General features: G+C 68.5%; 27 protein-coding genes and 2 pseudogenes. 9 read left to right on the forward strand and 20 right to left on the reverse strand.

What is annotated here, in order from left to right; all coding sequences use genetic code 11:
* Window positions 1-34: 34 nt before the first annotated feature.
* The 4 genes from ABZ928_RS41755 to ABZ928_RS41770 all read right to left on the reverse strand — a co-directional run bounded on the left by ABZ928_RS41755 (window position 35) and on the right by ABZ928_RS41770 (window position 3,568).
* A complete protein-coding gene (locus ABZ928_RS41755; protein ID WP_361531124.1) occupies window positions 35-886 on the reverse strand; it encodes a hypothetical protein in 852 nt (283 codons plus the stop codon).
* A complete protein-coding gene (locus ABZ928_RS41760; protein WP_361531127.1) occupies window positions 883-1,596 on the reverse strand; it encodes a ParA family protein in 714 nt (237 codons plus the stop codon). Before ABZ928_RS41760 ends, ABZ928_RS41755 begins: the two co-directional genes overlap by 4 nt.
* 179 nt (window positions 1,597-1,775) lie before the next feature.
* Window positions 1,776-2,345, reverse strand: coding sequence for a helix-turn-helix domain containing protein (locus tag ABZ928_RS41765; RefSeq protein WP_361531130.1), 570 nt, complete (start codon window positions 2,343-2,345; stop codon window positions 1,776-1,778).
* Entirely contained in the window at window positions 2,342-3,568 is a 1,227-nt protein-coding gene (locus tag ABZ928_RS41770) for a helix-turn-helix domain-containing protein (RefSeq protein WP_361531133.1), read from the reverse strand. The genes ABZ928_RS41765 and ABZ928_RS41770 overlap by 4 nt, the downstream gene beginning before the upstream one ends.
* An 869-nt stretch (window positions 3,569-4,437) precedes the next feature.
* On the opposite strand from ABZ928_RS41770, the gene ABZ928_RS41775 reads away from it, so the two are divergent.
* Complete coding sequence (locus ABZ928_RS41775) at window positions 4,438-4,788, forward strand: hypothetical protein (protein WP_361531136.1); 351 nt, start codon at window positions 4,438-4,440, stop codon at window positions 4,786-4,788.
* On the opposite strand, the gene ABZ928_RS41780 is transcribed toward ABZ928_RS41775, so the two are convergent.
* From ABZ928_RS41780 to ABZ928_RS41810, 7 genes are all read right to left on the reverse strand, one after another.
* On the reverse strand, window positions 4,782-5,276 hold the full coding sequence (locus tag ABZ928_RS41780) for a nuclear transport factor 2 family protein (RefSeq protein ID WP_361531139.1): 495 nt from the start codon (window positions 5,274-5,276) through the stop codon (window positions 4,782-4,784). The two genes, ABZ928_RS41775 and ABZ928_RS41780, sit on opposite strands and share 7 nt — an antisense overlap.
* 73 nt (window positions 5,277-5,349) lie before the next feature.
* Entirely contained in the window at window positions 5,350-6,288 is a 939-nt protein-coding gene (locus ABZ928_RS41785) for a catechol 1,2-dioxygenase (protein WP_361531142.1), read from the reverse strand.
* Window positions 6,285-6,680, reverse strand: a complete 396-nt coding sequence (locus tag ABZ928_RS41790) for an NAD(P)H-binding protein (RefSeq protein WP_361531145.1) — start codon at window positions 6,678-6,680, stop codon at window positions 6,285-6,287. The genes ABZ928_RS41785 and ABZ928_RS41790 overlap by 4 nt, the downstream gene beginning before the upstream one ends.
* A 212-nt stretch (window positions 6,681-6,892) precedes the next feature.
* Window positions 6,893-7,615, reverse strand: a complete 723-nt coding sequence (locus tag ABZ928_RS41795) for an SDR family NAD(P)-dependent oxidoreductase (protein ID WP_361531148.1) — start codon at window positions 7,613-7,615, stop codon at window positions 6,893-6,895.
* An 85-nt stretch (window positions 7,616-7,700) separates the two neighbouring features.
* The gene (locus tag ABZ928_RS41800; RefSeq protein WP_361531151.1) at window positions 7,701-8,366 is read right to left on the reverse strand and encodes an NAD(P)H-binding protein; all 666 of its coding nucleotides are present in this window, start codon (window positions 8,364-8,366) and stop codon (window positions 7,701-7,703) included.
* Between the two features lie 36 nt (window positions 8,367-8,402).
* Window positions 8,403-9,047, reverse strand: a complete 645-nt coding sequence (locus ABZ928_RS41805) for an NAD(P)H-dependent oxidoreductase (RefSeq protein WP_361531154.1) — start codon at window positions 9,045-9,047, stop codon at window positions 8,403-8,405.
* A gap of 69 nt (window positions 9,048-9,116) precedes the next feature.
* A complete protein-coding gene (locus ABZ928_RS41810; RefSeq protein ID WP_361531157.1) occupies window positions 9,117-9,830 on the reverse strand; it encodes a DsbA family oxidoreductase in 714 nt (237 codons plus the stop codon).
* Between the two features lie 120 nt (window positions 9,831-9,950).
* Here ABZ928_RS41810 and ABZ928_RS41815 point away from each other — a divergent pair, with 120 nt between their 5' ends.
* Window positions 9,951-10,364 (forward strand): helix-turn-helix domain-containing protein, encoded by a 414-nt coding sequence (locus tag ABZ928_RS41815; RefSeq protein WP_361531160.1) that lies wholly within the window; start codon window positions 9,951-9,953, stop codon window positions 10,362-10,364.
* A gap of 76 nt (window positions 10,365-10,440) precedes the next feature.
* On the opposite strand, the gene ABZ928_RS41820 is transcribed toward ABZ928_RS41815, so the two are convergent.
* Window positions 10,441-11,373 carry an oxidoreductase gene (locus ABZ928_RS41820; RefSeq protein ID WP_361531163.1) on the reverse strand — a complete coding sequence of 311 codons (933 nt, stop codon included), beginning with the start codon at window positions 11,371-11,373 and terminating at the stop codon, window positions 10,441-10,443.
* A gap of 114 nt (window positions 11,374-11,487) precedes the next feature.
* On the opposite strand from ABZ928_RS41820, the gene ABZ928_RS41825 reads away from it, so the two are divergent.
* Window positions 11,488-12,081, forward strand: a complete 594-nt coding sequence (locus ABZ928_RS41825; protein WP_361531166.1) for a TetR family transcriptional regulator — start codon at window positions 11,488-11,490, stop codon at window positions 12,079-12,081.
* A 128-nt stretch (window positions 12,082-12,209) separates the two neighbouring features.
* Here the strand turns inward: ABZ928_RS41825 and ABZ928_RS41830 are convergent.
* Window positions 12,210-12,627 (reverse strand): annotated as a pseudogene (locus tag ABZ928_RS41830) (transposase); the annotation flags it as partial.
* 398 nt (window positions 12,628-13,025) lie between these two features.
* The gene (locus ABZ928_RS41835) at window positions 13,026-13,463 is read right to left on the reverse strand and encodes a MarR family transcriptional regulator (RefSeq protein WP_361531169.1); all 438 of its coding nucleotides are present in this window, start codon (window positions 13,461-13,463) and stop codon (window positions 13,026-13,028) included.
* A gap of 125 nt (window positions 13,464-13,588) precedes the next feature.
* Between ABZ928_RS41835 and ABZ928_RS41840 the strand changes: the two genes are divergently transcribed.
* The 5 genes from ABZ928_RS41840 to ABZ928_RS41860 all read left to right on the forward strand — a co-directional run bounded on the left by ABZ928_RS41840 (window position 13,589) and on the right by ABZ928_RS41860 (window position 17,033).
* Window positions 13,589-14,125 (forward strand): hypothetical protein, encoded by a 537-nt coding sequence (locus ABZ928_RS41840; protein WP_361531172.1) that lies wholly within the window; start codon window positions 13,589-13,591, stop codon window positions 14,123-14,125.
* Window positions 14,122-14,928 (forward strand): MBL fold metallo-hydrolase, encoded by an 807-nt coding sequence (locus tag ABZ928_RS41845; protein WP_361531175.1) that lies wholly within the window; start codon window positions 14,122-14,124, stop codon window positions 14,926-14,928. The genes ABZ928_RS41840 and ABZ928_RS41845 overlap by 4 nt, the downstream gene beginning before the upstream one ends.
* A 2-nt stretch (window positions 14,929-14,930) precedes the next feature.
* Window positions 14,931-15,341, forward strand: a complete 411-nt coding sequence (locus ABZ928_RS41850; RefSeq protein ID WP_361531178.1) for a nuclear transport factor 2 family protein — start codon at window positions 14,931-14,933, stop codon at window positions 15,339-15,341.
* A gap of 36 nt (window positions 15,342-15,377) precedes the next feature.
* The gene (locus ABZ928_RS41855; protein ID WP_361531181.1) at window positions 15,378-15,758 is read left to right on the forward strand and encodes a nuclear transport factor 2 family protein; all 381 of its coding nucleotides are present in this window, start codon (window positions 15,378-15,380) and stop codon (window positions 15,756-15,758) included.
* Window positions 15,759-15,881: 123 nt separating this feature from the next.
* Window positions 15,882-17,033 carry an ABC transporter substrate-binding protein gene (locus ABZ928_RS41860; RefSeq protein ID WP_361531184.1) on the forward strand — a complete coding sequence of 384 codons (1,152 nt, stop codon included), beginning with the start codon at window positions 15,882-15,884 and terminating at the stop codon, window positions 17,031-17,033.
* 325 nt (window positions 17,034-17,358) lie between these two features.
* On the opposite strand, the pseudogene ABZ928_RS41865 reads toward ABZ928_RS41860, so the two are convergent.
* Window positions 17,359-17,931, reverse strand: a pseudogene (locus ABZ928_RS41865) (NAD(P)-dependent alcohol dehydrogenase); the annotation flags it as partial.
* 264 nt (window positions 17,932-18,195) lie between these two features.
* Between ABZ928_RS41865 and ABZ928_RS41870 the strand changes: the two are divergent.
* Complete coding sequence (locus tag ABZ928_RS41870; RefSeq protein ID WP_361531187.1) at window positions 18,196-18,363, forward strand: hypothetical protein; 168 nt, start codon at window positions 18,196-18,198, stop codon at window positions 18,361-18,363.
* A gap of 387 nt (window positions 18,364-18,750) precedes the next feature.
* Here ABZ928_RS41870 and ABZ928_RS41875 read toward each other — a convergent pair whose 3' ends face one another.
* The 5 genes from ABZ928_RS41875 to ABZ928_RS41895 form a co-directional block, all read right to left on the reverse strand.
* Window positions 18,751-19,506, reverse strand: coding sequence for a tyrosine-type recombinase/integrase (locus tag ABZ928_RS41875; RefSeq protein ID WP_361531190.1), 756 nt, complete (start codon window positions 19,504-19,506; stop codon window positions 18,751-18,753).
* 86 nt (window positions 19,507-19,592) lie between these two features.
* The gene (locus ABZ928_RS41880; protein ID WP_361531193.1) at window positions 19,593-20,837 is read right to left on the reverse strand and encodes an IS256 family transposase; all 1,245 of its coding nucleotides are present in this window, start codon (window positions 20,835-20,837) and stop codon (window positions 19,593-19,595) included.
* A 63-nt stretch (window positions 20,838-20,900) separates the two neighbouring features.
* Window positions 20,901-21,152 carry a hypothetical protein gene (locus tag ABZ928_RS41885; RefSeq protein WP_361531196.1) on the reverse strand — a complete coding sequence of 84 codons (252 nt, stop codon included), beginning with the start codon at window positions 21,150-21,152 and terminating at the stop codon, window positions 20,901-20,903.
* A 1,066-nt stretch (window positions 21,153-22,218) separates the two neighbouring features.
* The gene (locus ABZ928_RS41890; RefSeq protein ID WP_361531199.1) at window positions 22,219-23,094 is read right to left on the reverse strand and encodes a hypothetical protein; all 876 of its coding nucleotides are present in this window, start codon (window positions 23,092-23,094) and stop codon (window positions 22,219-22,221) included.
* A partial coding sequence (locus tag ABZ928_RS41895; protein WP_361531202.1) for a ParA family protein occupies window positions 23,091-23,751 on the reverse strand: 661 nt, incomplete at its 5' end. The genes ABZ928_RS41895 and ABZ928_RS41890, both read right to left, overlap by 4 nt.

Raw genomic sequence — 23,751 nt, forward strand, 5'->3', positions numbered from 1 at the left:
AGCGGCGATCTCGCGGCCACCCGGGAGGCGCGCGTTAGAAGCCGCGGGCGGTGAGCCACTCATCCAGGGCGACAGAGACGATGTCGCCGATGGGCAGGTGGTCGAGTTCGTTGTCCAGCGCGAAGCGCTTGATGCGCTTCTTCAGCTTCAGCGCCGCAGGGACCGAGGAGTCGAGGCTCTCGCGCGTGATGATGCGCTGGTTGAGAACGGTGGCCGTCTCGGGAATGTCCTTGGGACGACCGGGTCCCTGAGCCCACGGGGTTCCCTCGCTGGGTGCCGCCTCCGATCGCGTGTTCTGCTCCTGGTGAGATACCGGAGCATCGCTCCTCACCGGGAAGGCCGTACCGCCCGGGACCGGAGAAACAACCGGCCGCACGGCAACCTCGGCGGTCGGCGATACCCCAGCGGCCGTGGGAATGGCGTGAGGCAGACCGGTCTGCGGAACCTGCTCGCTCACCTGCGTGGACTGAGCCGTGGGCGCCGCGAGCTCGCCAGTGCGGGCCGCGAACTGCTCGTGCCCATGTGTGGAATGTCCAGGGGGAACAGAGTGCATCGCGGGCGCTCCTGCGGCCGGGGCCTGGACGGGGCCGCTCGGTACGGCGCCTACAGTCGGCGGGGCCTGAGGCTGCGGAGTCTCGGCGAGCATCCTGGTCGGCTCGCCCTGCGCCCCAGTCTCAACCGGGGCCGTGGAAGGCTGGTGGACCTCGGCCTCGGCAACAGCCGGACGGGCTTCGCCCTGGCCAGCACCCTGCTCGGCGGCGAACTGCTCAGGCGTGAGCTCGGCAGCCGGCGGCGGGGGCGGCGGGGTCTTCTTGGCGGCCCCACCCAGGGCACGCCCGCCGGTGCGGCGGGCCGGCGGCTTCGGCCGCTCGTTCTTCTCGCTCATGCGGTGAGTTCCTTCATCAGGTTGGCGTACTCGCTCAGTTCGGTCGGGATCTCGCCGAAGGCCTCCATGTAGTGCACCCAGGAGTGGATGGTGGTCTCGGCCAGCGGGAACGCCTCGTCGCGGTCCGGGCCGATGCCCTCGCCCTCGGCGGGCTCCAGCAGCTGCTGCTTCGCCCGGCCGGGCAGGCTGGTGCGGTCATCTGCCTTGACCATGACCACGTGTGCGGTAACGCCCTGCTCGTTGCGGGCGGCGGCGCGCTCGGCCTCGTCGAAGGTGGCCACGAGCTTGCGGCGCTCGATCTTGGTGGGAGCGACCGGCACGAGCAGCAGGTTCGCCTCGGTAACAGCCTCGTGGAAGATCCGGGCGCTGCCGCCGCCGGCGTCGACCACGATCGCACCGAACTCGGCCCGCTTGGCCCGGATGTACTCGGCGATGTCCTCGAACGGGTACCGCTCGACCACCAGGTTGGCCGGGATCTCGAAACCGGCGGCCTGGGCGACCCTGAACCAGTCGTAGGCGGACTGGCTGGTGCCGTCCGCGTCCAGGAGCAGGGTGGGCAGGTCGAGGACGACGGCGTAGTAGAGGGCGATGAACCAGGCGGAGGTGGTCTTGCCGGTGCCGCCCTTGAGCATGCCGACCACGATGACGAAGGCGTCCCAGTCGCTAGCCGCAGCAGCGGCCAGGGTCTTGGTACGGGTGTTTTCACTCACGAGTGCTTGATCTCCTGAATCGGGAAAGGTGCATTGACGTGCGTCCGTCGGCGAGCAGACCGACGTTCGGTGGCTGCTGAGCGCTGGCAAAGGAGGGCCCCGAGAAGCGCTGTATTCGGGATGGCTCGCCATCGGTCCCGTGACCTGCCGGGCCCAGCCGGGGACCCGTTCGAGGGCGCTCATGAGCGCTTCCTCGGGGCGCGGGCCGGGCCATGGTTGTGCTTGGGCCGCATATGGGTGCCCGCCTGGTGCAGGAGCCGGTAGACGGTGCCGACGGAGTAGCTGCACTCCGCGGCGAGGTCCGGCACCGTGGCGCCGGCCTCATACCGCGCCCGCAGGGACAACGCGAGCTCCATCCGCCGCGCGGTACTGGCCGCGGAACGGATACGCAGTGTCTGCTGAGTGGTGCGGGGCGTACCCCCGGCCTCGATCAGCAGCCGCTTGGCGGCACGTCGTGTCACGGACCCCGCCACGGCCAACTCTCCGAGCGTGGCGCCCTGTTGCTCGTAGAGGCGGCGCAGACGAGCCGCGAGGTTGCGGCGGGCTTGCCCGTCGCGCAGCCTGCGCGTCTGCCACGAGGTGCGCATCACGGTCCCGGCCTCGCGCAGCCGGTTGAGGACCGTGCCGTACGACAGGCCGCTGACAGCCACGAGTTCATCGACTGTCGCACCGGACTCGTACTGCGTGCGCAGGGCTTCTGGGGTTGGCGAATCGCCCTCGGCAGGCGTGCTCGCGGGACCTGGGTTCATGCTGCGGACTCCCATTCACTGAGGGCTTCGGCATGGGCAGCGGCCAGCTCGTCGTAACTGCGCTGGTCAGTAGGGGTGATGAGGATCAGCCGCCCGTCGGTGGCGATCCGCCAGTCGGGCGCGGCACGGCCGGTTACCGGATCGAGGACGCCTCCGTCCGGGGCCTGCCATGTGGCGGGGACTTCGTCGGGGCGCGGTGTCGGGATGAAGATCTGGCGGCCGTCGCGGACGATCACATGGGCCGCGCTGCGGTGCTCTGCGAGGTTGTCGAGCGCCGCCCGGTACCTCGCCCGCTCGGCTGCGTGGAGCGCCCTTCGGCGTGCGGAGAGGCCTGCAGTTCCGCGGTGGGAGGCGATCTCGTCCCACCCGCGTGAGGGAACGACGTCTGTTTCGGTAGCAGCCTCCAGAAGCCTGTTACCGAAGCCTTCCAAGGCACGGGGGGCCAGGATCCAGGTCTCACCGACGTGGTGCACGAGGCCGTGGCTTACGAGGCGGTGGAGAGTCCGGTAGACGGTGGCGCGAGACACGGACGAGGTGGTGACGAGTTCGCCGACGGTCTGAGATGAGCGTGAGTGCAGGGCCCCAATGATCATCAGGGCGGAGCTCCCCAGCGCGCGGTGGGCGAAGGCATCGTGGGCCATCAAGCGGCTAATGACGGTGGAGTCGATATCGGCCGAAAGGGCTGTCTCAGGAGTGGACCACTCGTCAAGTGCCAGGTCGGGGGGGAACTGAGTGGTCTGTGAGTGAGAAAGTGGATCCTCTGTCACGCGTCCGGGACCGTTGCCGAGGTACCAGGAGGAACCCTCCTTGCCGCGTCCGACCTTCAGCCGGCGGAGCCACCCGCCGGGCTTCAGTACGGTCTCGTACGCGCTGCGCACCGCCTGCCGAGAGACCCCGGCTTCCTCAGCCGCCTGGCGCTCGCTGGCAGCGTGCAGACGGCTGCCGGCGGCTTCAGCGAAGTTGAGATGCGCGCGCAACACCCGCAAGGCCGTGCGTCCTCGCTCACTCCGCCACGGAGTGACCTCGATGCGGTCGCGAAGGGCAGCGAGGTCCTCGTAGACGTCCTGGCGAGAAGCAACCTGCGCCGTGTCGCTGACCGTTACGACGGCGCCCTCCCAAACGCGCTCGATGTACGCGAGGGCGCGTGCTTGTCCAGAACGCAGGGCGATGTTCTGCGCATGGCTGCCGCCCTCGTGATCCGGGTGCATCAGCAGGCTCGTCAACTGGTCAACGGTTCCGCCGACTCGGGCCACGTGGCAGGCGATAGCCGCTGTGATGCGGTGACCGTGTTCGGCAATCCCGGCCCGAGGGTCGCGCTGGACGACTTGCCCTTGACGATCGAGCTTGCTGTAACTACCGGCGGCGTAGCGTCCAGTGAGGTCCCCGAGAAGGACCAGATCAGCCGCTGCCCCTGAGAGTTGGGCGAGCCCCTGTCGCGAGGTTTGGGTGCCTGTGACTGCCTCTGGCTGGACCGGAGGGTGCTGCGAGTAGTGCGGGGAAGGGATGGCGTGTGGCATTCTGGGGGTCGTCTCGCAAAGACATGGACGCCACCTAGGCCCGCTAAAACCACGGGTGGTGCCCGGAACCGACCTCCAATCGGTGCCAGCGAAGCCTCCAGGATTGCCGTCCTGGAGGCTTTCGTATGCCTGGCTCCTTTGGAGGCAGGCGTCCCCATCGCAACTCGACCAAGGCTCGAACCAGAGGCCCGTCCAGGGGTCAGCGCTCCTCATCCACCCGGTCCGCTCGGGCCGCGCCAAGGCGAGTTTCAGAGGGATCGCCTCTGACTGCCTCCGAGCGACCCGGGTCGAACCGGGGTCGAATCAGAGCGTTTTCCTCTGACTGCCTCCGATCGCCTCTGCAACCCGTCCTAGCAGGTCACAGCCGCTTTGACCCTCACAAGCCCAGGTCAGAAAGGGTGCGGCAGATTTACTGGCGGTACTGTAATTGACCCTAGTTCACTTGCATTTGCGCAGGTCAGAGTTGCGGCGCAGGTCCAGCCGCGGCGTTGGGGTCGATTCAGGGTCGAATCTACTTGCGGATTACTTTCGTAATCGGTGATTCGCTCGCCCCCCGTTCCCGCACCGGACCCGGCGTGGATACCGGATCCCGCCAACTCGTTGTGCAGGTTGAGCACCCAGGTGTGCAGGGCGCCAGCGGTGGCGTTGACATTGCCGAAGATGGGGACGGGGTGGATCGATCCGCCGCGGTGGTGAACAGCAGCGTCCCCATGCCGGCCTCGCGCATCGCTGAAGACCTGCTTGACGGCGGGAACACGGTCGTCGTCCGGGTCTCAAGCTCGTTGAACAACCGGCTCATCGCGCGGGGCTACTACGACGACATACCTGACGTCGGAGTGAGGCTCTTCGGAAGGGACGGCCATACACACATCACGCGGGTGCGCAATCACGGCCTCGTGGGACCGGTGCGGCGGCTCACTCAATGAGGAGACTCAACCACCCCGACCTGCTGCAGGGACGAGTCAGGGGCCGCGTTGGTCTGGAGGATGGTCATGATCCTCTGGTCGAACAACCAACCGTCGTCCGTCCTGACCAGTCGATCCTCGAAGCGCTCGGTGGCGATGACGAGCCCGCCGCTCACGACCTCGTGCGGGACCTGACGGAACACCATCATGAACGACAGCTGGGTCGCCTCGTCGCCCTCGATGGTGATGAGGTTGTCGGTCGTGGCATGAACGGTCGTTCCCAAACGTCCCGTCACCCCGAAGCCGATGTTCACAGGCGCGCCCAGTTGCTGGGTGTCGAAGTAGGTTTCGATGGCCGGCCTGCCCTCGAAGCGCTCGTCCCGAGCCACGAGCACACCGTTCTCCACGAAGGTCGCGGCCAATTCACTGTTTCGCTTCTGGGAGTCCAGGTGATTGAAACGTGCGGTCAGTTCACGGATGGCCAGCTCGTCGGCAGTCTTGCCAGGCATGTGGATTCCTCCCTTGTCGGATGTGGGCGGCGCCGGACGGCGCCGCCCACATCCTGTTGTTCACCTGCTGGGGTCACTGCTTCCAGAAGCCTTCGAGGACGTACGGGTCCTTGACCTCGTCGAAGCCGATGGGGCGGAGTGTGTAGTCGCAGGTGAGGGTGCGGTAAGGGCCGGTCAGGCCGCGTGCTTCCCACTCGGAGGGGTCCTCGTGGAGTGCGGTCTTGTGGATCAGCTCCCGGGCGATGGCGCCCTCGCTGACCGTGTCGACGAGCGGGTCGCCGTCGAAGTGGATCTGGTGGGTGAGCATGTGATGGTCGTCGTGGGTGATGTGCGCGTGGATGTGCCTGGCGCGGGAGTTGGCCCGTCCCAGCATGAGCAGGAGGTTGTCGAACAGGCTGCCCGGCACCGCCGAGGCCTCCATGCCCGGTACGACGGTGCGGTACTCGTAGCGGCCCTCGGCGTCCGCGATGATCTTGCCGCGGAGGTGGTATTTCGGCAGGTCGAAGTCGACGACGTCGAGGCCCTCCAGGGGTCCCGCCTGCTCGGGTGTCAGACCCGCGTACCGGCCGTCGGCGGTGGTCTGCCAGAGATCGATCACCGCGCCGGGCAGCGGCTTGCCCGAGGTGGAACGTACGGTGCCGGAGACGAGCAGGGTCTCGCCGGGCTCGTCGGGCGCCATCGGCAGCACGCCGGGGTTGTCGATCTGCGGTGCCCCGGGCACGTAGGCGGGCCCGGTGGGGATCCAGGTGGAGGCGCCGTCCTTCTCCGGGTGGACGTAGGCCCTGCCGTAACTGACCTCCATCGGGCGGATGCCGAGGAGCGAGATCGCCGCCAGCGGGAACTCCCCTGACGCGACCAGCTTCTGCACGTAGGTGATGGCCTGGCCCAGCTCCTCGAACGTGATGCCCTGCCTGAGCGCCACGTCCCCGAACGTCTTCTGGAGAGCGTCGAGCACGACGCGCAGGCGCTGGTTGAACGCGATGTCGGTGTGGGGGGTGTCGGTTGTTGTCATGTCACTCCAGTCCGGCGTCGCCGTCGGGGGACGGCGCGCCTAAGGTGGGACAGCTGTGGTGCATGAGGTGGGTGTGGATCATGGGGTGGGTCATCCTCGTGTGCTCCAGACGAGGGGGCTTTGCGGATCCAGGTGTCGTCCTCGATCGGCTGGACGAGGAAGTGGGCGAGGTCGGCGCGGTTGATCCGGGCGCCGGGCTTTTCGGTGCCGGCCTCGGCTGCCCGTAGGGGGCCGCTGAGGGGCTTGTCGGTGAGGGCGACGGCGCGGGCCAGGGTCCAGTCGATGCCGGACGTGGCGCGGACGGCCTGGTCGAGGGCGGTGTGGTCTTCGAAGCCCGCCTTGATGTTCGACAGCTTGAAGAGGACCCCGCGGAGCGACTCGCCCCCAGGCAAGGCTGACAGTGTGTGGATCACGGCAGGGATGAGGTCGGGTGAGCTGATGGCGGGGCGGCTGAGGGCTCGGCAACGCGGGCTGCGCTGCCGGGCCGCGCAGGCTCGTGGGCTTTCCCGCTCGACTGCCGTCGGGGCACGGCTGTGCGTCCGGGCGCCGCACCCCGCGCGGTGTCCTATCGGGCCGGTAGGGCAGCACCTGCCCAGCCGTTACCTCAGGCGGCGTCGTACTCGGGGAAGAGCTGCTCGACGCGGTCACGCTTGGTGTACATGTCCCAGTACTGGTCGGCCAGCGCGTCCGGGTCGACGAGCGGGCCCGTGCCGGAGCCGGTCTTGGCCAGGCTCCTCGCGGCGAGTTCGCCCATCTCGCTCCGGGCGATGAACGCGGCGATGGACAGGGTGCCGGCGTAGATGCCGGCGTCGGCCAGCTCGCCGTTGAGCGAGAAGAGCCAGTTGCGGGCGGCTGCCATGTGCGGGCCGACGCCGCTGGCGAAGGGGCGCGGGGAGCCGGCCGTGGCGCCGGTGGTCATCAGGAAGGCGCCGTCGCCGCGCTCGTTCCACTCCGGCAGCACGGCCTGGGCCACCTCGACCGGGGTGAGCAGGAGCAGCGGGCTGTCCTTGCGCAGGGTGGCCGCGTCCAGCTTCGCGGCGGGAGCGAAGGCCTGCTCGCCGCTGATCGGACCGTACTCGACCACGTCGATGCGACCGAAGTGGTCACGGATGGCCTGGACCGTGGCGCCGGCCTGCTCGGGCTTGGACAGGTCGGCGGTGAAACCGGCCGCGTCGATGCCTTCGGCCTTCAGCTCCTCGACGAGGGCGTCGAGACGCTCCTTGCCGCGGGCGATGAGCGCCACACGGAAACCCTCGCGGGCAAAGCGGCGCGCGACGGAGGCGCCGAGGCCCTTGCCGGCGCCGAAGATGGCGATCACCTTGGACATGGGATGTTCTCCCCTTCACTGTTCGGATTGCGGTGCGGTGGTGGGGTGGAACAGGGTCCGGTTCATGTCGGACCGCCCGAGGGCGTCAGCCGCGGGTGTTCCAGACGAGGGGGGCTTTGCGGATCCAGGTGTCGTCCTCGATCGTCTGGACGAGGAAGTGGGCGAGGTCGGCGCGGTTGATCCGTGCGCCGGGCTTTTCGGTGCCGGCCTCGGCTGCCCGTACGGGACCGCTCAGGGGTTTGTTGGTCAGGGTGACGGCGCGGGCCAGGGTCCAGTCGATGCCGGACGAGGCGCGGACGAGCTGGTCGAGGCCGGTGTGGTCCGCGAAGCCCGCCTTGATGTTCGACAGGTTGATGAACGCCTTGACCAGCGGGTTGAGCCGGGCCCAGTCGTCGCCGGCGCCCTGCGTGGACGTCAGCACGATGCGGGGTATGCCCTGTTCGCCCATGACGGTGAGCGTGTTGCGGGTGGCGTCGGTCATGAACATCGGCGGGCTGACGGGCTTGGCCCACGGATTGTCGGAGGTGCGGGCGTTGTTCAGCGCGCTGATCACCGCGTCGGTGCCTTCGGCGGCCTTGCGGATGTCGTCGATGTTGGCGGGTGTGCCCTGGATCAGTTCGACGCCGGCCGGTGCCTGCACCTTGTCGGGGTTGCGGACGAGGGCGCGGACGTGGTGGCCGCGTTGGGCGGCGTGCTCCAGGACGTGGGTGCCGGTGCGGCCGCTGCCGCCGAGGACAAGGAGGTTACTCATGGTGGTCAAACGCCTTTCCGGCAGTTCAGGGGTGGATCAGGCAGCCGGCCGGCCGGTCAGGGTCGAACCCAGGCGGCGGGCCTCGTCGTGCGCCTTGGTCATGGACGCCTCGTGCATCGGCAGCAGCGGGGCCATCATCGGCACGTACGGGGCCATGGTCAGTTCGGGCAGGACCGTCGTCAGGTCGAGGCCGAGGTTGGCCGGGTGGCCCAGGACGGTTTCCAGCGTCGGCACCAGGTGGTCCATGCCGTGCTTGGGGGCGCCGGGGCCGTAGCCGCCGCCGCGTGCGGAGATCACCGTGGCGGGGCGGCCGAGGGTGGGCGGGGGTCCGTCGAAGCTCAGGGTGCGCCCGGCGACCATGATCTGGTCCAGCCATGCCTTGAACACGGACGGCATCGTGAGGTTGTACATCGGCACGGTGAAGAGGTAGGCGCCGGCGCCGAGAAACTCCTCGATCAGCTCGTCCTGGACCGCCGCGGCCTTCGCCTGTTCGGGGGTGCGGGCGGCGGGGTCGGTGGTGCGGGCGGTGATGCCCGCCGCGCTGAGGTGCGGAGCGGGGGAGGCGGCCAGGTCGCGGTGGACGACCGGACCCTTCCACTCGTCACGGAAGGACCGGGCGACCTGACGGGAGACGGATGCCTCGTCGAGCGAGGAGGCGTCGATGTGCAGCAGGTAGGACATGGAGAACTCAGCCTTTCGAAACGATCAAGGGTGGGTCGGGGGGGCGGATCGGGGGGTGAACGGTGGAGGTCAGCTGCGGGCCGGTACGGCGCAGCCGTCGGGGCCGCAGACCGCAGCGTCGCCGTCGGTGGTGAGGGTGAGCGGGTGGGATGCGTCCCAGGCCGTGCGCAGCACGTCGAGAAGGCCGTCGCTGTCCTGCGCGCCGGGGATGCCGTACCTGCCGTCGACGACGATGAAGGGCGCGCCGGTGGCGCCCAGGCGCTGGGCGCGGGTGGCATCGTCGCGGACCTGTCGCTGGTAGCGGTGCTCGGAGAGCGCCTGGCGGGTGCTCTCGGGGTCCAGGCCGATCTCCTGAGCCAGGTCGAGCAGGTCGTCCATGGTGAAGACGGGGCGGGCCTGGCCGAAGTAGGCGCGGAAGATCGTGTCCCAGGCTTCGCGGTTCTTGCCCTCGGCGGAGGCGTGGGCGAGGAACTCGTGCGCCAGGTCGGTGTTGCCGACCAGGTTGTCCAGCACCTGGTAGGGGGTGAGTCCCTCGGCCTCGGCCAGGGCCTCGATCCGACGCGTGGACGCCTCGGCCTGGGAGCCGCCGATGCCGTGCCGGCGCAGCAGCGCGTCACGGACGCTGAACGTCTCATCCACGGGGAAGGAGCTGCTCAGCGGGAACGAGTGGTGGACGACCTCCACCTCGTCGCCGTGCTCGAACCGCTCCACGGCCCGGTCCAGACGGTGGCTGCCCAGTCCGCACCAGGGGCAGGTGACCTCGGCCCAGATCTCGATCTTCATGACGCGCGCCTCCCGTGCCTGCGCTTGATTCCTACGTTTTGTTCGTAGCGCCATGATGGGCCAGTATGGAAGTCGATACAAAAGGCACATCGGTGTTCGTGCCGGAGAGGAATGTGTGTCATGGAGGTCACCGGCAGTTCGGGCGGTGCGGCGGCGGTGGGGCCCTGTGCCCGCATCCCCGCCGAGCACATGGAGTTCATCCGGCAGGTCCTCGACCGCGTCGGCGACAAGTGGAGCCTGCTGCTCATCGCGGTGGTGGAGGCCGGCCCGCTGCGCTACACAGACCTGCAGCGCCAGGTCCCCGGAATCTCCCAGCGGATGCTCACCCTCACGCTCCGCCAGCTCCGGGAGGACGGTCTGATCACCCGCACCGCCTACGCGGAGGTCCCGCCGCGCGTCGAGTACTCCCTCACCCCGCTGGGCCGCGGCCTCCACGAGATCGTGACGTCCCTGATCGGCTGGGCCGCCGACCACCACGACGAGATCCGCGCACACCGGGCCCGCGCTGTGGTAGTGGGCCGTTCGGAGCCGTGAGGTCGATGCGTGGCAGCACGCACTCCTCAGGGCCCCTCACCGCTGCAGCATTATGCGGGCCGAAGACGGCCTTGGGTCATGCCGAAGGGGCGGGTGCGTAGACCACACCGGTCAGCTCCTCGGACAGCACCCACAGGCGGCGTGCGGTGTCAGGGTCCTCCGCCTCAGGGTCGGGGCGGACGATCGTGGGATGTCCGCGCAACTCCTTCCATCCGTCGGGGCCGAAGAACTGCCCGCCCTCGACGTCCGGTGCCGTCGCGGCGCGCAGTTGGGGAAGCGTGCCGATCTGGACGTCCTGGGCGAACAGTCGGTTGACGAGGGCGCCTCCCACCCGGAACACGCCGGTCGGGCCAGTTCGCTGGAGGTTGGTGGCTGTGATCCCGGGGTGGGCGAGCAGGCTGCGCACCGGACTGTCGGCCGCGCGGAGCCTGCGGTCGAGTTCCAGGCCGAAGAGGACGTTGGCGAACTTCGACTGGTCGTAGTACTTCACGCGCTGGTACTTCCGTGCGCCGGAGAGGTCGTCGAAGTGGATCTGCCCGCCGTGATGCCCGATCGAGCTGACGGTCACCACACGCGGGTCACGACCCTGCCGCAGCAGGTCCATGAGCAGGCCGGTGAGGGCGAAGTGGCCGAGGTGGTTACCGGCGAACTGTGACTCGTGACCCTGGGGGCTCAGCGTTCGGGGTGGCGTCATGACACCCGCGTTGTTGATCAGGACATCGACCTGCAGTGCGTCGTCGTGCGCGCGGGCGGCGAACGCCTTCACCGAGTCCAGATCGGCGAGGTCGAGATGACGCATCTCAAGGCTTGCGTCGGGATCGGCGGCGCGGATGTCAGCGACGGCCCGGCGGCCCTTGGCCTCGTTGCGTACGGCCATGACGACGTGCGCACCGTGCCGCGCCAGGTGGCGGGTGGTGGCCAGGCCGAGGCCGCTGTTGGCTCCGGTGACAACGAAGATCCGGCCCGTCAGGTCGGGGATGCGCGATGCGGTCCATTTACTGTCTGCCATGAGACTCAGACTGCCGTCCATGGCACAGTGAGTCAATAAGGGCCTGGAGAGACTCGCCTGGCTCGGACTAGCATCGGTGTCGTGGGAGATGCGAAGACGGCCCCGGCGGCCACCATGGCGGAGCGCAAGCGCCTGCTCGTGCGCAGCGAACTGGCGGAGGCCGCGGTCAAGCTGCTGGCCGACCAGGGTTTCGAAGAGACGACGGTCGACCAGATCGTGGCCGCCGTGGGAATGTCACGCCGTACGTTCTCGCGCTACTTCGATTCCAAGGAAGACGTGATCGTGCACATGCTGGCGGAAGCCGGCGTGAGGCTGTGCGCGGAGCTGAACGCCCGGCCCGCCGACGAGCCGCCCGCGGTGGCGTTGCGTCGCGCCCTGTCGGTGTTCACCTCGATGAGCGTCGGCAATCCGGCCAAGATGCTGCGCGTGAGCAGACTGATCCTCGACACCCCGGCCCTTCTGGCCCGCTTCCTGGAGCGGCAGTCCCAGTGGCAGGCCGAGATGACCGGCATCCTCGCCCTGCGTGCCGGACTGGATCCGGACGTCGACCTGCGTCCTGCCGTCGCTGCCGGCGTCGCGCTGACGGCCTTCCAGGCCGCCCTGCGCCGCTGGGTGGACAGCGACGGCAGCGAAGGCCTGGACGAGGTCGTCGATCAGGCTCTTGCCCTGGTTGGACCGGTGATCGAACTCGGAGTCGATGCGGGCTGACCGACTCCGAACTGCATATCGGCCCGTCACACGGCGACTAGTAGGACTCCGTCAGGTTTTTCTCGATCTTGGTGTTGTCCTTCCGGGCAGGGGTTGGTGGCAGGTGGTGCCGGTACCGGTCCAGCAGTTCAGCAGGGCCTGGATGGCGTCGAGGATCTGGTACAGGGCGAGTGCTGTATCGGCTTTTGGGGCCAGCCGCTGCTCGGTGAGGAACGCGTGGGCGGCGGTGACCAGGGGGACGTGGTGATGCCACCCGGTCCAGGAACGGCCCTCGAAATGGTCCAGGCCCAGGCCGTGCTTGAGTTCCCGGTAGTCGTGCTCAATGCGCCAGCGAATCTTTGCCAGGCGGACCAGCTCCGGGATCGGTGTGTCGTCGGGCAGGTCGGACAGCCAGAACCGGGGCGGTTCCTCCTCGCCATCGGGCCACTCGGCCAGCAGCCGCACCTCGGGCAGGACACCGTCTCACCGGCCGTGCCCGGCCACCGTGGCCTGCTGGGCCAGCCGACGCGAGCGCACCCCGGCCGGCCGGACCCGCATCGCGAGGAAGCTGCCGGCCGCCGTCGCGGGGCGGGTGTCGGGTGTGGTGGAGTCCAGGGCGCGGTGCAAGCGCAGGACCCCGCCGTCCGCGGCGGTCAGGACGGTGCTCCGCTCGTCGTCGGTGACCTCGACGGGCCACGGCGAGGAATGGAGAGCGGCGCCCGCGCAGGAACGGGTGACCTCGCGGTGGTGAGGCCCTGGGCCTGGGCCTGGACGCGACCTCGATCAGCGCGAGGAGCCGGGCGTACGGCACCGGGTCGTGACGGCCGTCATAGGCCCAGCGGGACGCAGGACGCCGGGAAGCAGCTACTGCAACGTGCTCGCCAAGATCGGTCGCCGGTGGAGCCAGAGGCAGGCTCTGGCGGCGTCCGAAGCCCGCGGCGGTGATCCGGATCAGGGACAGGAGCTTACGCGTTCGCGTCGCGGAGCGTGCGCAGGATGCGCTCAAGGTGGCGGCGGTCCTGGGCTGAGAGTGGTCCGGAGAGGTGGTTGCGCAGGTGGGAGACGTGGGCGGTCAGTGCGTGGTCGAGCGCCTGACCGCCCTTGTCGGTCAGTACGGCGAGTGCGGCTCGCCGGTCGGCAGGATCGGGGTCGCGGCGGATGAGTCCTTCCTTCTCCATGCGGTCGGCGAGCCGGGTGAAGCCGCCCGAGCTGAAGGACACGGCCTCTGCCAGATCCGTCATGCGGAGCTGGTGGTCGGGGGTGCGGGCCAGTCGCAGCAGCACTTCGAACCAGGTGTGCGGTATATCGAGATCGCGGTTCACCAGGGGCTTGATACGGCTGTGGGCCTCCACGAAGAGACCGAAGAGTGTCACGTCGTCGTCGTTCAGCAGTTGCTCGTTCACTCCTCAAGGATGGCAGAAGAACATGAGCGGAAGAATCTGCCGTTGCAATATCTGTTGTGGCAGATATATTGTCTGCGTCGGCAGATACTTCGCCGTGTCCACCCCGCAGATGTGGAGTCCGCCCCATGGGAAAGCGCGTCCTGGCCGCCTTCGGAGTCGTAGCTCCCATGGGCGGCGTCCTCGCGTCCGGCCTGTCTGCGGCACCCGCTTCGGCGGACGCCGCCGCCTCCTCCACCGCCGAGCGGACCGGCGAACGCTCCGTACCAGCCCGCCGTCAAGCCGTACCTGAGTCGGCTGCTCTCCAAGGACGTGCAGGAGCACGCAATCGGCGCCCGGGCGTCCGCACGGGTGTCGCCCCGCCCGCCGGCCGCAAGGGCATCTTCGGCCACGCCACCATGAACCCGTCCGGCGTCGGCCGGTTCATGAGCGACGGAGCTGCCCTCGACCGTGGCAAGGCCCGCCTCAGCCTCTACATCGGCGATTCACGCGGCGCCGACTCGTCCGACCCCACGTCCTCAGCCTCCACCCGTTCGACCAGCCGGGCACCCAAGGCTGAACCCCTGCTCGACACGGGCTGCCCGCCTCGACCCGGTTCACGTCGTACACCTCGCCGCGAGGCGATTTCCCCGACCATCACCCTTCACCCGAGGAAGCACGCATGAGCACTCTCTCCTTCAAGGTCCTCGATCTCGACTTCCCGGCCGGATCCAGGAACAAGACGGCCACCCTCGTCACCGGCGAGAGCGAGGCCCTGCTGGTGGACGCGGCCTTCACCCGCGCCGACGGCCACCGTCTGGTCGCCGAGATCCTCGACTCCGGCAAGACGCTGACCACCGTCTTCGTCTCCCACGGCGACCCCGACTTCTACTTCGGCGCCGAGGTGATCGCCGACGCCTTCCCCGAGGCGAGGTTCGTGGCCACCCCGATCGTCATCGAGCACATCGCCCACTCGTACGAGGGCAAGCTCAAGGCCTGGGCTGCGCTCGGCCCGAACCTGCCCACCCGTCTGGTCGACCTCGAGCCGCTGACCGGTGACCTCACCCTGGAGGGCCACCGCTTCGAGCTGAGGGGCGGCCCGGCCGGCCTGCCCGACCGCCATTACCTCTGGCAGGCCGAGCACCGAGCCCTGCTCGGCGGCGTCCTGCTCTTCCAGCAGGAGCACGTCTGGGTCGCCGACACCCCCACCCCCGGCGACCGCGCCGCCTGGATCGACCTGCTCGACGAGATGGCCGCCCTTGACCCGGAACTGGTCGTCCCCGGCCACCGCCTCCCCGGCACCGCGGCCGACGGCTCCGCCATCAGCGCCACCCGTGACTACCTGGTCGCCTTCGAGGAGGAGCTCGGCAAGGCCGCCGACGGTGCCGCGCTGAACGACGCTCTCGTCAAGCGCTTCCCCGGCAACGGCATGCTGATCGCCGCACAGATCGGCTCGAAGGTCGCCAAGGGCGAGATGAAGTGGGGCTGACCATGAGCGAGTTCGCCACCTCCACCGCGCCCGCCGACGTCGTGCGCCGCCAGTACCTGGCCTCGGCCGCCGGCGACCTGGACGCCCTGCGCGCCACCCTCGCCCCCGACGTGGAGTGGACGGAGATGGCCGGCTTCCCGCTGGCCGGGACCTATCGCACACCCGAGGGCGTCACCTCGAACGTCATGGAGCAACTCGGCAAGGAGTGGGACGGCTGGGCCGCCCACGACGACACCTACGTCGTCGACGGCGAGAACGTCGTCGTCCTCGCCCGCTACACCGCGACCAACAAGGCCACGGGCAAGCCGATCGACGTCCGGGTCGCCCACCACTTCGTCGTACGGGGCGGACTCATCGTCCGCTTCGAACAGTTCGTCGACACGGCGCTCGTCCGCGAGGCCATGGCCGACTGAGCCGTACCGCACCCACCGAGAGGACAGGAGACAGAGATGTCAGCTGCGGACAACAAGGCACTCGTGACCGGCTTCTACGAGCAGGCGTTCAACGGCTATCAGCCCGAGGCGGCCGCCACCGCACACCTCGGCGAGAGCTACACCCAGCACAACCCCGAGGCGCAGGACGGACCGCAGGCCTTCGTCGGCTATGTGCACTGGCTGCGCGGTCAGTTCCCCGACCTGCGCCTGGACATCAAGCGCGTGATCGCCGAAGGGGACTTGGTGGTCACCCACAGCAACCTGCACCTCAAGCCCGGCGACCGGGGCATGGCCGTCGCGGACTTCTGGCGCGTCGCCGACGGAAAGATCGTCGAGCACTGGGACGTGATCCAGGAGGTGCCCGAGAAGAGCGCCAACGACAACACCATGTTCTGACCCCACAGCAGCAGCACAGCACCCGTGCCGTACCCGGGCGCCGTGCTGCCCCACCGCCGTGGTCCAGCCGCACCACACAGACAACCGAACAGAACAGAACGGACAGAAAGGCTCACCCCCACCATGACCAGCCTTCCCAGCCGACGCCGCCTGCTTGCCACCGGAGCGGGCGCCGCTCTCGGTCTCGGCGTCGCCGCTGCCTCCGCCACTTCCGCTCAGGCCGCCAACGGCCAAGCCTCTGCGGGGCGCGTGGCAACGGGCGGCGGCGAGGAGAAGCGGACTCTTGACGAGCTCTACCAGGCAGCCCTCGCGGAGGGCGGCAAGCTCGTGCTCTACGCTGGCGGCGATGTCTCCACCCAGGCGGACGGAATCCGCAACGGCTTCAAGAGCCAGTTCCCGGGCATCGACCTGACCGTGGTCGTCGACTACAGCAAGTTCCACGACGTCCGCGTCGACAACCAGTTCGCGACCGACACCCTGATACCCGACGTCGTACAGCTGCAGACCGTTCAGGACTTCGTGCGCTGGAAGGAGCAGGGCCGCCTGCTCGCCTACAAGCCGGCCGGCTTCTCCAAGCTCTACGCTCCCTTCAAGGACCCGCACGGCGCGTGGGTCGCCGTGCAGGTGAGCGCGTTCAGCTACATGTACGGTCCCGCCGCGGTCGGCTCCGACATCCCCAGCGGCCCGCTCGACCTGGCCGACGCCCGCTGGAAGGGGAAGATCGCCTCCTCCTACCCGCACGACGACGACGCGGTCCTCTACCTCTACACCCTCTACGTGCAGAAGTACGGCTGGGACTGGCTGGCTCGACTGGCCACCCAGAACCTGCAGTTCGCCCGCGGCAGCTACACCCCGAGCGCTGCCGTCACCAGCGGCCAGAAGGCCATCGGCATCGGCGGCTCCGGCGCGCCGCTGTCCACCGGCCCGGTCAAGTGGGTGCTGCCCGAGAAGGCGCCGTTCATGTCCTGGGGACAGCGGGCCGCGATCCTCAAGCAGGCCAAGAACCCCACCGCCGCCAAGCTCTACCTGAACTGGCGGCTCTCCGTCGAGCAGCAGAAGGCCGCCACCAACGGCTGGTCGGTCCGCACCGACGTCACCCCGCCGACCGGGCTCAAGCCCGTCTGGGAGTACCCCAACGGCAACCTCGACGGCTTCCCCAAGTTCATGGCCGACCGCGCGGCGATCGAGCGCTGGAAGCAGACCTTCGCCCTGTACTTCGGTGAGGTCAAGGGAGAACCCTCACCGGGCTGGCTCGGACTGCACCCCGGAGCCTGACCGCCGACCGGTGCCGCCCGGCCCGCACTCCCCGCGCGCTGGGCCGGCGGCCCTCCCATTCCCGGCCGCCGGTTTGGAGGGCGTCGGCTGGTGGCCGCCGGGGTCACGATGGTCTCCTTCGAGTGAGTTGATGGGGCGGTGTCGTGGTGGTCCCGTTCCTGTGCGCGAAGCCCTGTGCACGCGACGGGCGCAGGAACCGGGTATTCGGCAGCTTCGGCTTACCGACCGGCCGGAGGCGCCGAAGCGGGTGCCGTACACGGGTAGTCCTAGACGCTGACCGGTTGGTCGGTCACGGCGGGTTGGGCGCGGCCGGCGTGCAGCGCGTACGCGAGAGGACGGTGACCTCGGCGCCGAGCGCGTGAGCCATCTGGACGCCCATGTGGCCCAGCCCGCCGAGCCCGTTGATGGCCACCTTCTTGCCGCGACCGGCGCGCCAGTGCCTCAGCGGGGAGTACGTGGTGACGCCGGCGCACAGGATGGAAGCGGCCTTCTCCAGCGGGATGCTCTTGGGGACCCTGAGGACGAAGTCCTGGTCGACGACGACGTGGGTGGAGTACCCGCCCTGGGTGATGGTGCCGTCCCGGTCGACGCCGGCGTAGGTCTGTACGTTTCCGTTGAGGCAGTACTGCTCCAGACCCTTGCGGCAGTTGGCGCAAGTCCGGCAGGAGTTGACCATGCAGCCCACCCCGACGCGGTCGCCGACGCGGTGGCGGGTCACCTTGCTTCCGACCTGGGTGACGATTCCGGCGATCTCGTGGCCGACGACCAGCGGATAGGTCTGCGTGCCCCAGTGGCCGCGGACGGTGTGGATGTCCGAGTGGCAGATGCCGGCGAACTTGATTTCGATCAGCACGTCGCGCGGACCCACGGCGCGGCGCTGGATCGTGGCCGGGACCAGGGGCTCGGTGGCCGAGGTGGCCGCGTAGGCGGGGACGGTGAACGGCTTGTCGCCGAGGGGGCCGCGGTGGCGGCGGACTGCGCCGCACCGTCACGGACGAACTTGAAGCCGGTCAGCGGAGCGACTGCGGCTGTTGCGGCCGAACCGCGCAGGACGGTGCGGCGATTCCAGCTGCTGGGCGTTGCCGACATGGATATCGTCCTTCTCTCTTCTCACATGGCGCAATGGGTGTGGCGCGAATGACGGGGGACGCCGCAGCCGAACGTGAACGAGCTACAGCTTCGTCGCGAGCGGCTGGCGGCGCCCTACGTGACCGCCGCCGCGATCACCCTCACCATCCAGCAGGGCTGGAGCGCCGAGCAGGTCATCACCCTCACCACCTGCCTCCTCGTCCTGATAGCGCTGATCAGCTCGACCGGCCACGGTGACTGACACAAGGCCGCGGAGGCGGCCTTCCCCTGCGATCACCGCACCTGTCGGCAGCGAAGCCATCTTGGTCCCGCTGTGCGCCGGTGCCGTTGGGACGAACGCCGGCAGCGACCGCCGCCAACGTCGTGTCGATGCCCCCGTGCACCTGCACGGCACGCGCACCTCAGGCGGCCGGAGCCCGCCCTCCCGCAGAAGGAGCCGCCGACGAGCCCCGGCCCCGTCGTCCTGGCGACAGGTACGCGTGGGGGGGACCCTCTGCGCTCACCCCAACGGGCGCAAGGGCGATCCCGCGCGAAGGCGCTCGTGTCCGCGGGGAGAGAGACAGGGCTCCGCCCTTCGTGCCGCACGCACGTCGGTGGGCTGCCGACGTTTGATCAAGTCCTTGGTCCGTCAAGCAGTTTGGCCCACGTCAGCATCGTTTGAGAATGCGGCGCCGAACGCAGTGACGCGGGCTGCCTCCACCGCCAGTGGCGGATGGGCGTAGGTGTCCCAGGTCTCGGAGAACTCTGCATGCCGCGAGAGCGCCTGCACGGTCTTCGGGTCGTGCTCGCCGGAGGCTCCGAGGATGCTGGTGTAGAAGTGCTTGAGGTCGTGGAAGCGAGTCCTGCCCGGAAGTTCCGCCAGCACCACGGCCCTTCTCCATTTCCGATAGAAATCGCTATGGAGGACAGGCCGGCCGAAGCGGTTTGTGACAATCAGGTCTTCGCCCCTTGGATCGGTATGGCCGCACTGATCCACGAAGTGCTCGGCGTACGACGAAGCGGATTCCGTGCCCGAGCTTCGCGCAGTGTGCCGGGCCAGCTGCTCGATCAGGAACTGATCCACCGGCAACGTGGCGTAGCTGGCTCTGGTCTTGAGGCGGACAGCCTTGCCATGCTGTCGTTGCTCCACGACACATAGCAAGCCGCGCTCCCACATCACCTGGCTTCGTCTCAGCCCGAAGGCCTCACCCTGGCGCAGGCCCGCGCACGCTCCTAGCCAGATCAGAATCTCGTAGCGGGGCTCCACGTGACGCATTGCTGCGGCGACTGCTGCGACTTGCCTAGGCGTCAGCGCCACCTTGACCTGTGGTGGGATCTCAGGGAGGTCAATGCGCGCCACGATGTTGGGCGGGAGCGGGATGTCCTCGTCGATGATGTAGTGCATGAGGAGGCGCCAGGTCTTGAAGATCTGTCTGACTGTGCGGGGTGAACTGATGCCGGGTCTGGGTCATGTCCCGCTGGATGGTGTAGTCACGGCAGCTGTTTTGATTCCGGTTGCGGGGTGATCTTCGGTTCGGGTGAGACTGGTTGGGTGGTGAAGAGTTCGGCCATGGAGCCCTCGGAGAGGTAGCGGCGGTCGAAGACCTGCCACTCGTCGTGGAGTTCGGCCAGGACCGCGGCGGCGAGCCGGTCCAGGGCGGCGGGGTTGGGGAAGACTTGGACGACGTCGGCCCGTCGTTTGATCTCCCGGTTCAGCCGTTCCAGCGGGTTAGTGGACCAGATCTTCTTCCAGTGGGCCGACGGGAAGTCGGCGAAGGCTGTGATGTCGGGTGCGGAGTCCAGCAACATCTTCTTGACCTGCGGGAATTGCCGTCCGAGCATGTCGGCGACCACGTTCAGCTGGGTGCGGACCTGCTCGGCTGTGGTCTGCGCGAAGATCGTGCGGATGGTGGCCGCCACCATCTCCCCGGACCCCTTTTCGATCACCGAGAACACGTCCCGGACGAAGTGAACGCGGCACCTTTGCCAGGCCGAGCCGAGGAAGACGGTGCGGATCGCGGCGACCAGGCCGCTGTGGCTGTCGGAGATGACCAACTGGACGTGTTCGAGGCCGCGGGCCCGTAAGGACCGAAGGAATTTGGTCCAGAAGGGCTTCGATTCGCTGTCGCCGACCATCAGTCCGAGGATCTCGCGGTGTCCGGTGGCGGAGATGCCGGTCGCGATGACCACGGCCTGCGAGGCGATCCGGTGATTCACCCTGGCCTTGCAGTAGGTGGCGTCCAGGAAGACGTAGGGGAAGACCGTGTGGTCCAGCGGCCGTTCCTTGAACGCCACGAGTTCTTCGTCGAGTTCGCCGCAGATCCGCGACACTTCCGACTTGGAGATCCCGGAGTCCGCGCCGAGTGCTTTGACCAGGTCGTCCACGCTGCGGGTGGAAACGCCGTGCACGTATGCCTCCATCACCACGGCGAACAGCGCCCGGTCGATGCGCCGTCGGCGTTCCAGCGGGGAGGGGAAGAACGACCCGGTCCGCACTTTCGGGATCTTCAGGTCCAGGTCGCCGGCCTGGGTGGTCAGCAGGCGTTCGCGGTGACCATTGCGCCAGGTCGTGCGCTTGTCGGAGTGCTCATGCGGGCCAGCACCGATCACATCGGTGGCCTCGGCCTCGATGAGCTCCTGCAGGATGCGCTCGCACACCACCCTGATTGCTTCAACTCCATCGGCCCGACGTAGTGACTCCAACAGCCGCATCAGCTCAGACTGGGACAAGGCCATCGCGTGCTCCTCCGGTCGAACTGCCCGTTCACCAGGGAGACTTGCGCGATGGCCTGCCCTTGTTCAGGGAGCATGCACGGTCAGCGGATGCACGCCCCGGGCAGACACCCGCGCGTTCCGGGCCACTGCCCGACTACACCACTTCGTGGGACGCGATCCTTCTGCCCAGGACGCTCCGTTCAGAAGCAGGAAGCGGATCAGCGCCGGATACTGCTCGTGATGGAGGGCCTCGGCAAGTTCGATGCCGGGCAGCGGGACCGGACTGGATTCGACGTGCTCGACGAGGTCAATGTCACTGCTCAGCGCGTCCTCCATCACGGCCACCCCCGTTCCCACCGGCCCGGAGGGGGCCACGGTTCCGGCTGAGGCCGGATTCCTGCGCCGTGGTGCAGCGGATCCTGTCCGTCTGGCCGGCCTCGGTGCTGCGTGCAATCTCCACGGCGGCGGTCACCCGCCGCTGAGTGATCTTCACTATGCCGTTGACAAGGCTGACGGCCACAGTGACCACCGCTCCAACGATCACAGGATCCATGTCGCTGCTTCCCCTTCCGAATGCCTCATTCACGTACCGCCCACGCGTGGCACGCACCACAACAGTGGTGATTCCACCGGGAGTTGTGACATGTGGCTGGTCACGAGACTGCGTCACCTCGACCGCCGAGCGCACCGAGGCGCGCCCGGCAGCGACCATTCGATTCCTCTCGAGGTCGACTGAGGGGTGCGCGGCTCCACGTGAGGGGGTCATTACCGAAGATCTGCACGGACGGCCCGAGCAGACGGAGAGCCAGCGCCTTGAACCGCTGCGGTCCGAGGCGAGGGCGGGCATAGTCGTTCTAGGTCAACCTGGTGGTGCACATCACTGACGGTGAGAGCCGTGTCCCGCTCCAGACGGCACTGACCATGTCGTAGCCCCGCGCGCCAGAGTTCTCCGGGCTGCCCGATCATGGCGCTTCGCCCTGGGGGCGAGTGAGGTCAGGCGGGTAGCCGTTGGCGCGGAGCCAGGTGTCGACGGCCAGAGCCACGATGTCTCCGTGCGGTACACCGGTGTCGGCGTTGCAGCGGCGGATCCTGCGCTGGAGTTGGAGGACTTCGGGAACGGCGTGGTTGAACTGTCCGCGTTTGGTGTGTCGGTTACTGATGATGTCCAGAGTGTCCGGATGCGGTGTAGGTGTGTCGCTGGTTGGTGGGACCTCGGCATCCAGCGCGTCTGCGATTTCACGCAGTCTGCGGGCGTATAGGGAGTGATCGGCCACGAGAACTGCTCCAGCTCCACTCGGTCGGGCTAGGCGGATAGCTATCCGCCTACTGGGCTATTGGGATAGTCGGGCGGACGGGTGGCCGCGAGAGCAGAGATCTCGCGGCCACCCGGAAGGCGCGCGTGTCAGAAACCGCGGGCGGTGAGCCACTCGTCCAGTGCGACCGAGACGATGTCGCCGATCGGCAGGTGATCGAGTTCGTTGTCCAGCGCGAAGCGCTTGATCCGCTTCTTCAGCCTCAGCACGGCCGGGACTGAGGAGTCGAGACTCTCGCGCATGATGATGCGCTGGTTGAGGACGACGGCCGTCTCAGGAATGTCCTTGGGACGACCGGGTCCCTGAGCCCACGGGGTTCCCTCGCTCGGCGCCGCCTCCGAGCGAGGGTTCTGCGCCTGGTGAGATCCCTGAACATCGCTCCTCACCGGGAAGGCCGTACCGCCGGGGACCGGAGAAGCGGCTGGCCGGACGGCAACCTCAGCAGTCGGCGACACCCCAGCCACCGTGGGGACGGCCTGCGACGAACCGGCCTGCGAAACCTGCTCGGTCAGCTGCACGGGCTCAACCTCAGGTGCTGAAGACTCGGGAACGCGTGCCATGAACTGCTCCGGTCCCTGCGACGGATGCCCCGAGGGAACCGGCTGCACCGCGGGCGCTACCGCGGTCGGCCGAGCCGCCTGCTCGGCCGGGGCCTGGCCAGGCCCGCGCGGCGCGACATCGACTGCCGGAGGGGCCTGGGGCTGCGGTGCCTCAGGGAGCATCCCGGTCGGCTCACCCTGCGCCGCAGTTTCCACAAGGGCCGGGGAAGGGGGCTGGGCCTCGAACTCGCCGACATCGAGGCGGCCTTCGTGCTGGGCGGCGGCCTGTTCGGCGGCGAACTGCTCGGGCGTGAGCTCGGCTGCCGGAGGAGGGGGCGGCGGGGCCGTCTTCTTGGCAGCCCCGCCCAGGGCGCGCCCGCCGGCGCGGCGGGCTGGCGGCTTCGGCCGCTCGTTCTTCTCGCTCATGCCTGGGTCAGCTCCTTCACCAGGTTGGCGTACTCGCTCAGCTCGGTCGGGATCTCGCCGAAGGCCTCCATGTAGTGCACCCAGGAGTGGATGGTGGTCTCGGCGAGCGGGAACGGCTCGTCGCGGTCCGGGCCGATGCCCTCGCCCTCGGCGGGCTCCAGCAGCTGCTCCTTGGCTCGGCCGGGCAGGCTGGTGCGGTCATCGGCCTTGACCATGACCACGTGGGCGGTGACGTCGTGTTCGTTGCGGGCGGCGGCGCGTTCGGCCTCGTCGAAGGTGGCCACGAGCTTGCGGCGTTCGATCTTGGTGGGGGCGACCGGGACGAGCAGCAGGTTCGCCTCGGTGACAGCCTCGTGGAAGATCCGGGCGCTGCCGCCGCCGGCGTCGACCACGATCGCCCCGAACTCGGCCCGCTTGGTGCGGATGTACTCGGCAATGTCGTCGAAGGGGTAGCGCTCGATGACCAGGTTGGCGGGGATCTCGAAGCCGGCGGCCTGGGCGACCTTGAACCAGTCGTAGGCGGACTGACTGGTCGCGTCCGCGTCCAGCAGCAGCGTCGGAAGGTCGAGGACGACGGCGTAGTAGAGGGCGATGAACCAGGCGGAGGTGGTCTTGCCGGTGCCGCCCTTGAGCATGCCGACCACGATGACGAAGGCG

This window comes from Streptomyces sp. NPDC046909 (genome assembly GCF_040644695.1).
Lineage (GTDB): Bacteria > Actinomycetota > Actinomycetes > Streptomycetales > Streptomycetaceae > Streptomyces.

Coding starts and splice junctions, on each gene's coding strand:
- ABZ928_RS41885 (WP_361531196.1), bottom strand. CDS start 21,152: ATGGAGGACGCGCTGAGCAGTGACATTGACCTCGTCGAGCACGTCGAA.
- ABZ928_RS41825 (WP_361531166.1), top strand. CDS start 11,488: ATGGCGGAGCGCAAGCGCCTGCTCGTGCGCAGCGAACTGGCGGAGGCC.
- ABZ928_RS41845 (WP_361531175.1), top strand. CDS start 14,122: ATGAGCACTCTCTCCTTCAAGGTCCTCGATCTCGACTTCCCGGCCGGA.
- ABZ928_RS41880 (WP_361531193.1), bottom strand. CDS start 20,837: ATGGCCTTGTCCCAGTCTGAGCTGATGCGGCTGTTGGAGTCACTACGT.
- ABZ928_RS41840 (WP_361531172.1), top strand. CDS start 13,589: ATGGGAAAGCGCGTCCTGGCCGCCTTCGGAGTCGTAGCTCCCATGGGC.
- ABZ928_RS41860 (WP_361531184.1), top strand. CDS start 15,882: ATGACCAGCCTTCCCAGCCGACGCCGCCTGCTTGCCACCGGAGCGGGC.
- ABZ928_RS41875 (WP_361531190.1), bottom strand. CDS start 19,506: ATGCACTACATCATCGACGAGGACATCCCGCTCCCGCCCAACATCGTG.
- ABZ928_RS41815 (WP_361531160.1), top strand. CDS start 9,951: ATGGAGGTCACCGGCAGTTCGGGCGGTGCGGCGGCGGTGGGGCCCTGT.
- ABZ928_RS41795 (WP_361531148.1), bottom strand. CDS start 7,615: ATGTCCAAGGTGATCGCCATCTTCGGCGCCGGCAAGGGCCTCGGCGCC.
- ABZ928_RS41855 (WP_361531181.1), top strand. CDS start 15,378: ATGTCAGCTGCGGACAACAAGGCACTCGTGACCGGCTTCTACGAGCAG.
- ABZ928_RS41850 (WP_361531178.1), top strand. CDS start 14,931: ATGAGCGAGTTCGCCACCTCCACCGCGCCCGCCGACGTCGTGCGCCGC.
- ABZ928_RS41780 (WP_361531139.1), bottom strand. CDS start 5,276: ATGCCTGGCAAGACTGCCGACGAGCTGGCCATCCGTGAACTGACCGCA.
- ABZ928_RS41890 (WP_361531199.1), bottom strand. CDS start 23,094: ATGAGCGAGAAGAACGAGCGGCCGAAGCCGCCAGCCCGCCGCGCCGGC.
- ABZ928_RS41805 (WP_361531154.1), bottom strand. CDS start 9,047: ATGTCCTACCTGCTGCACATCGACGCCTCCTCGCTCGACGAGGCATCC.
- ABZ928_RS41800 (WP_361531151.1), bottom strand. CDS start 8,366: ATGAGTAACCTCCTTGTCCTCGGCGGCAGCGGCCGCACCGGCACCCAC.
- ABZ928_RS41820 (WP_361531163.1), bottom strand. CDS start 11,373: ATGGCAGACAGTAAATGGACCGCATCGCGCATCCCCGACCTGACGGGC.
- ABZ928_RS41810 (WP_361531157.1), bottom strand. CDS start 9,830: ATGAAGATCGAGATCTGGGCCGAGGTCACCTGCCCCTGGTGCGGACTG.
- ABZ928_RS41765 (WP_361531130.1), bottom strand. CDS start 2,345: ATGAACCCAGGTCCCGCGAGCACGCCTGCCGAGGGCGATTCGCCAACC.
- ABZ928_RS41785 (WP_361531142.1), bottom strand. CDS start 6,288: ATGACAACAACCGACACCCCCCACACCGACATCGCGTTCAACCAGCGC.
- ABZ928_RS41755 (WP_361531124.1), bottom strand. CDS start 886: ATGAGCGAGAAGAACGAGCGGCCGAAGCCGCCGGCCCGCCGCACCGGC.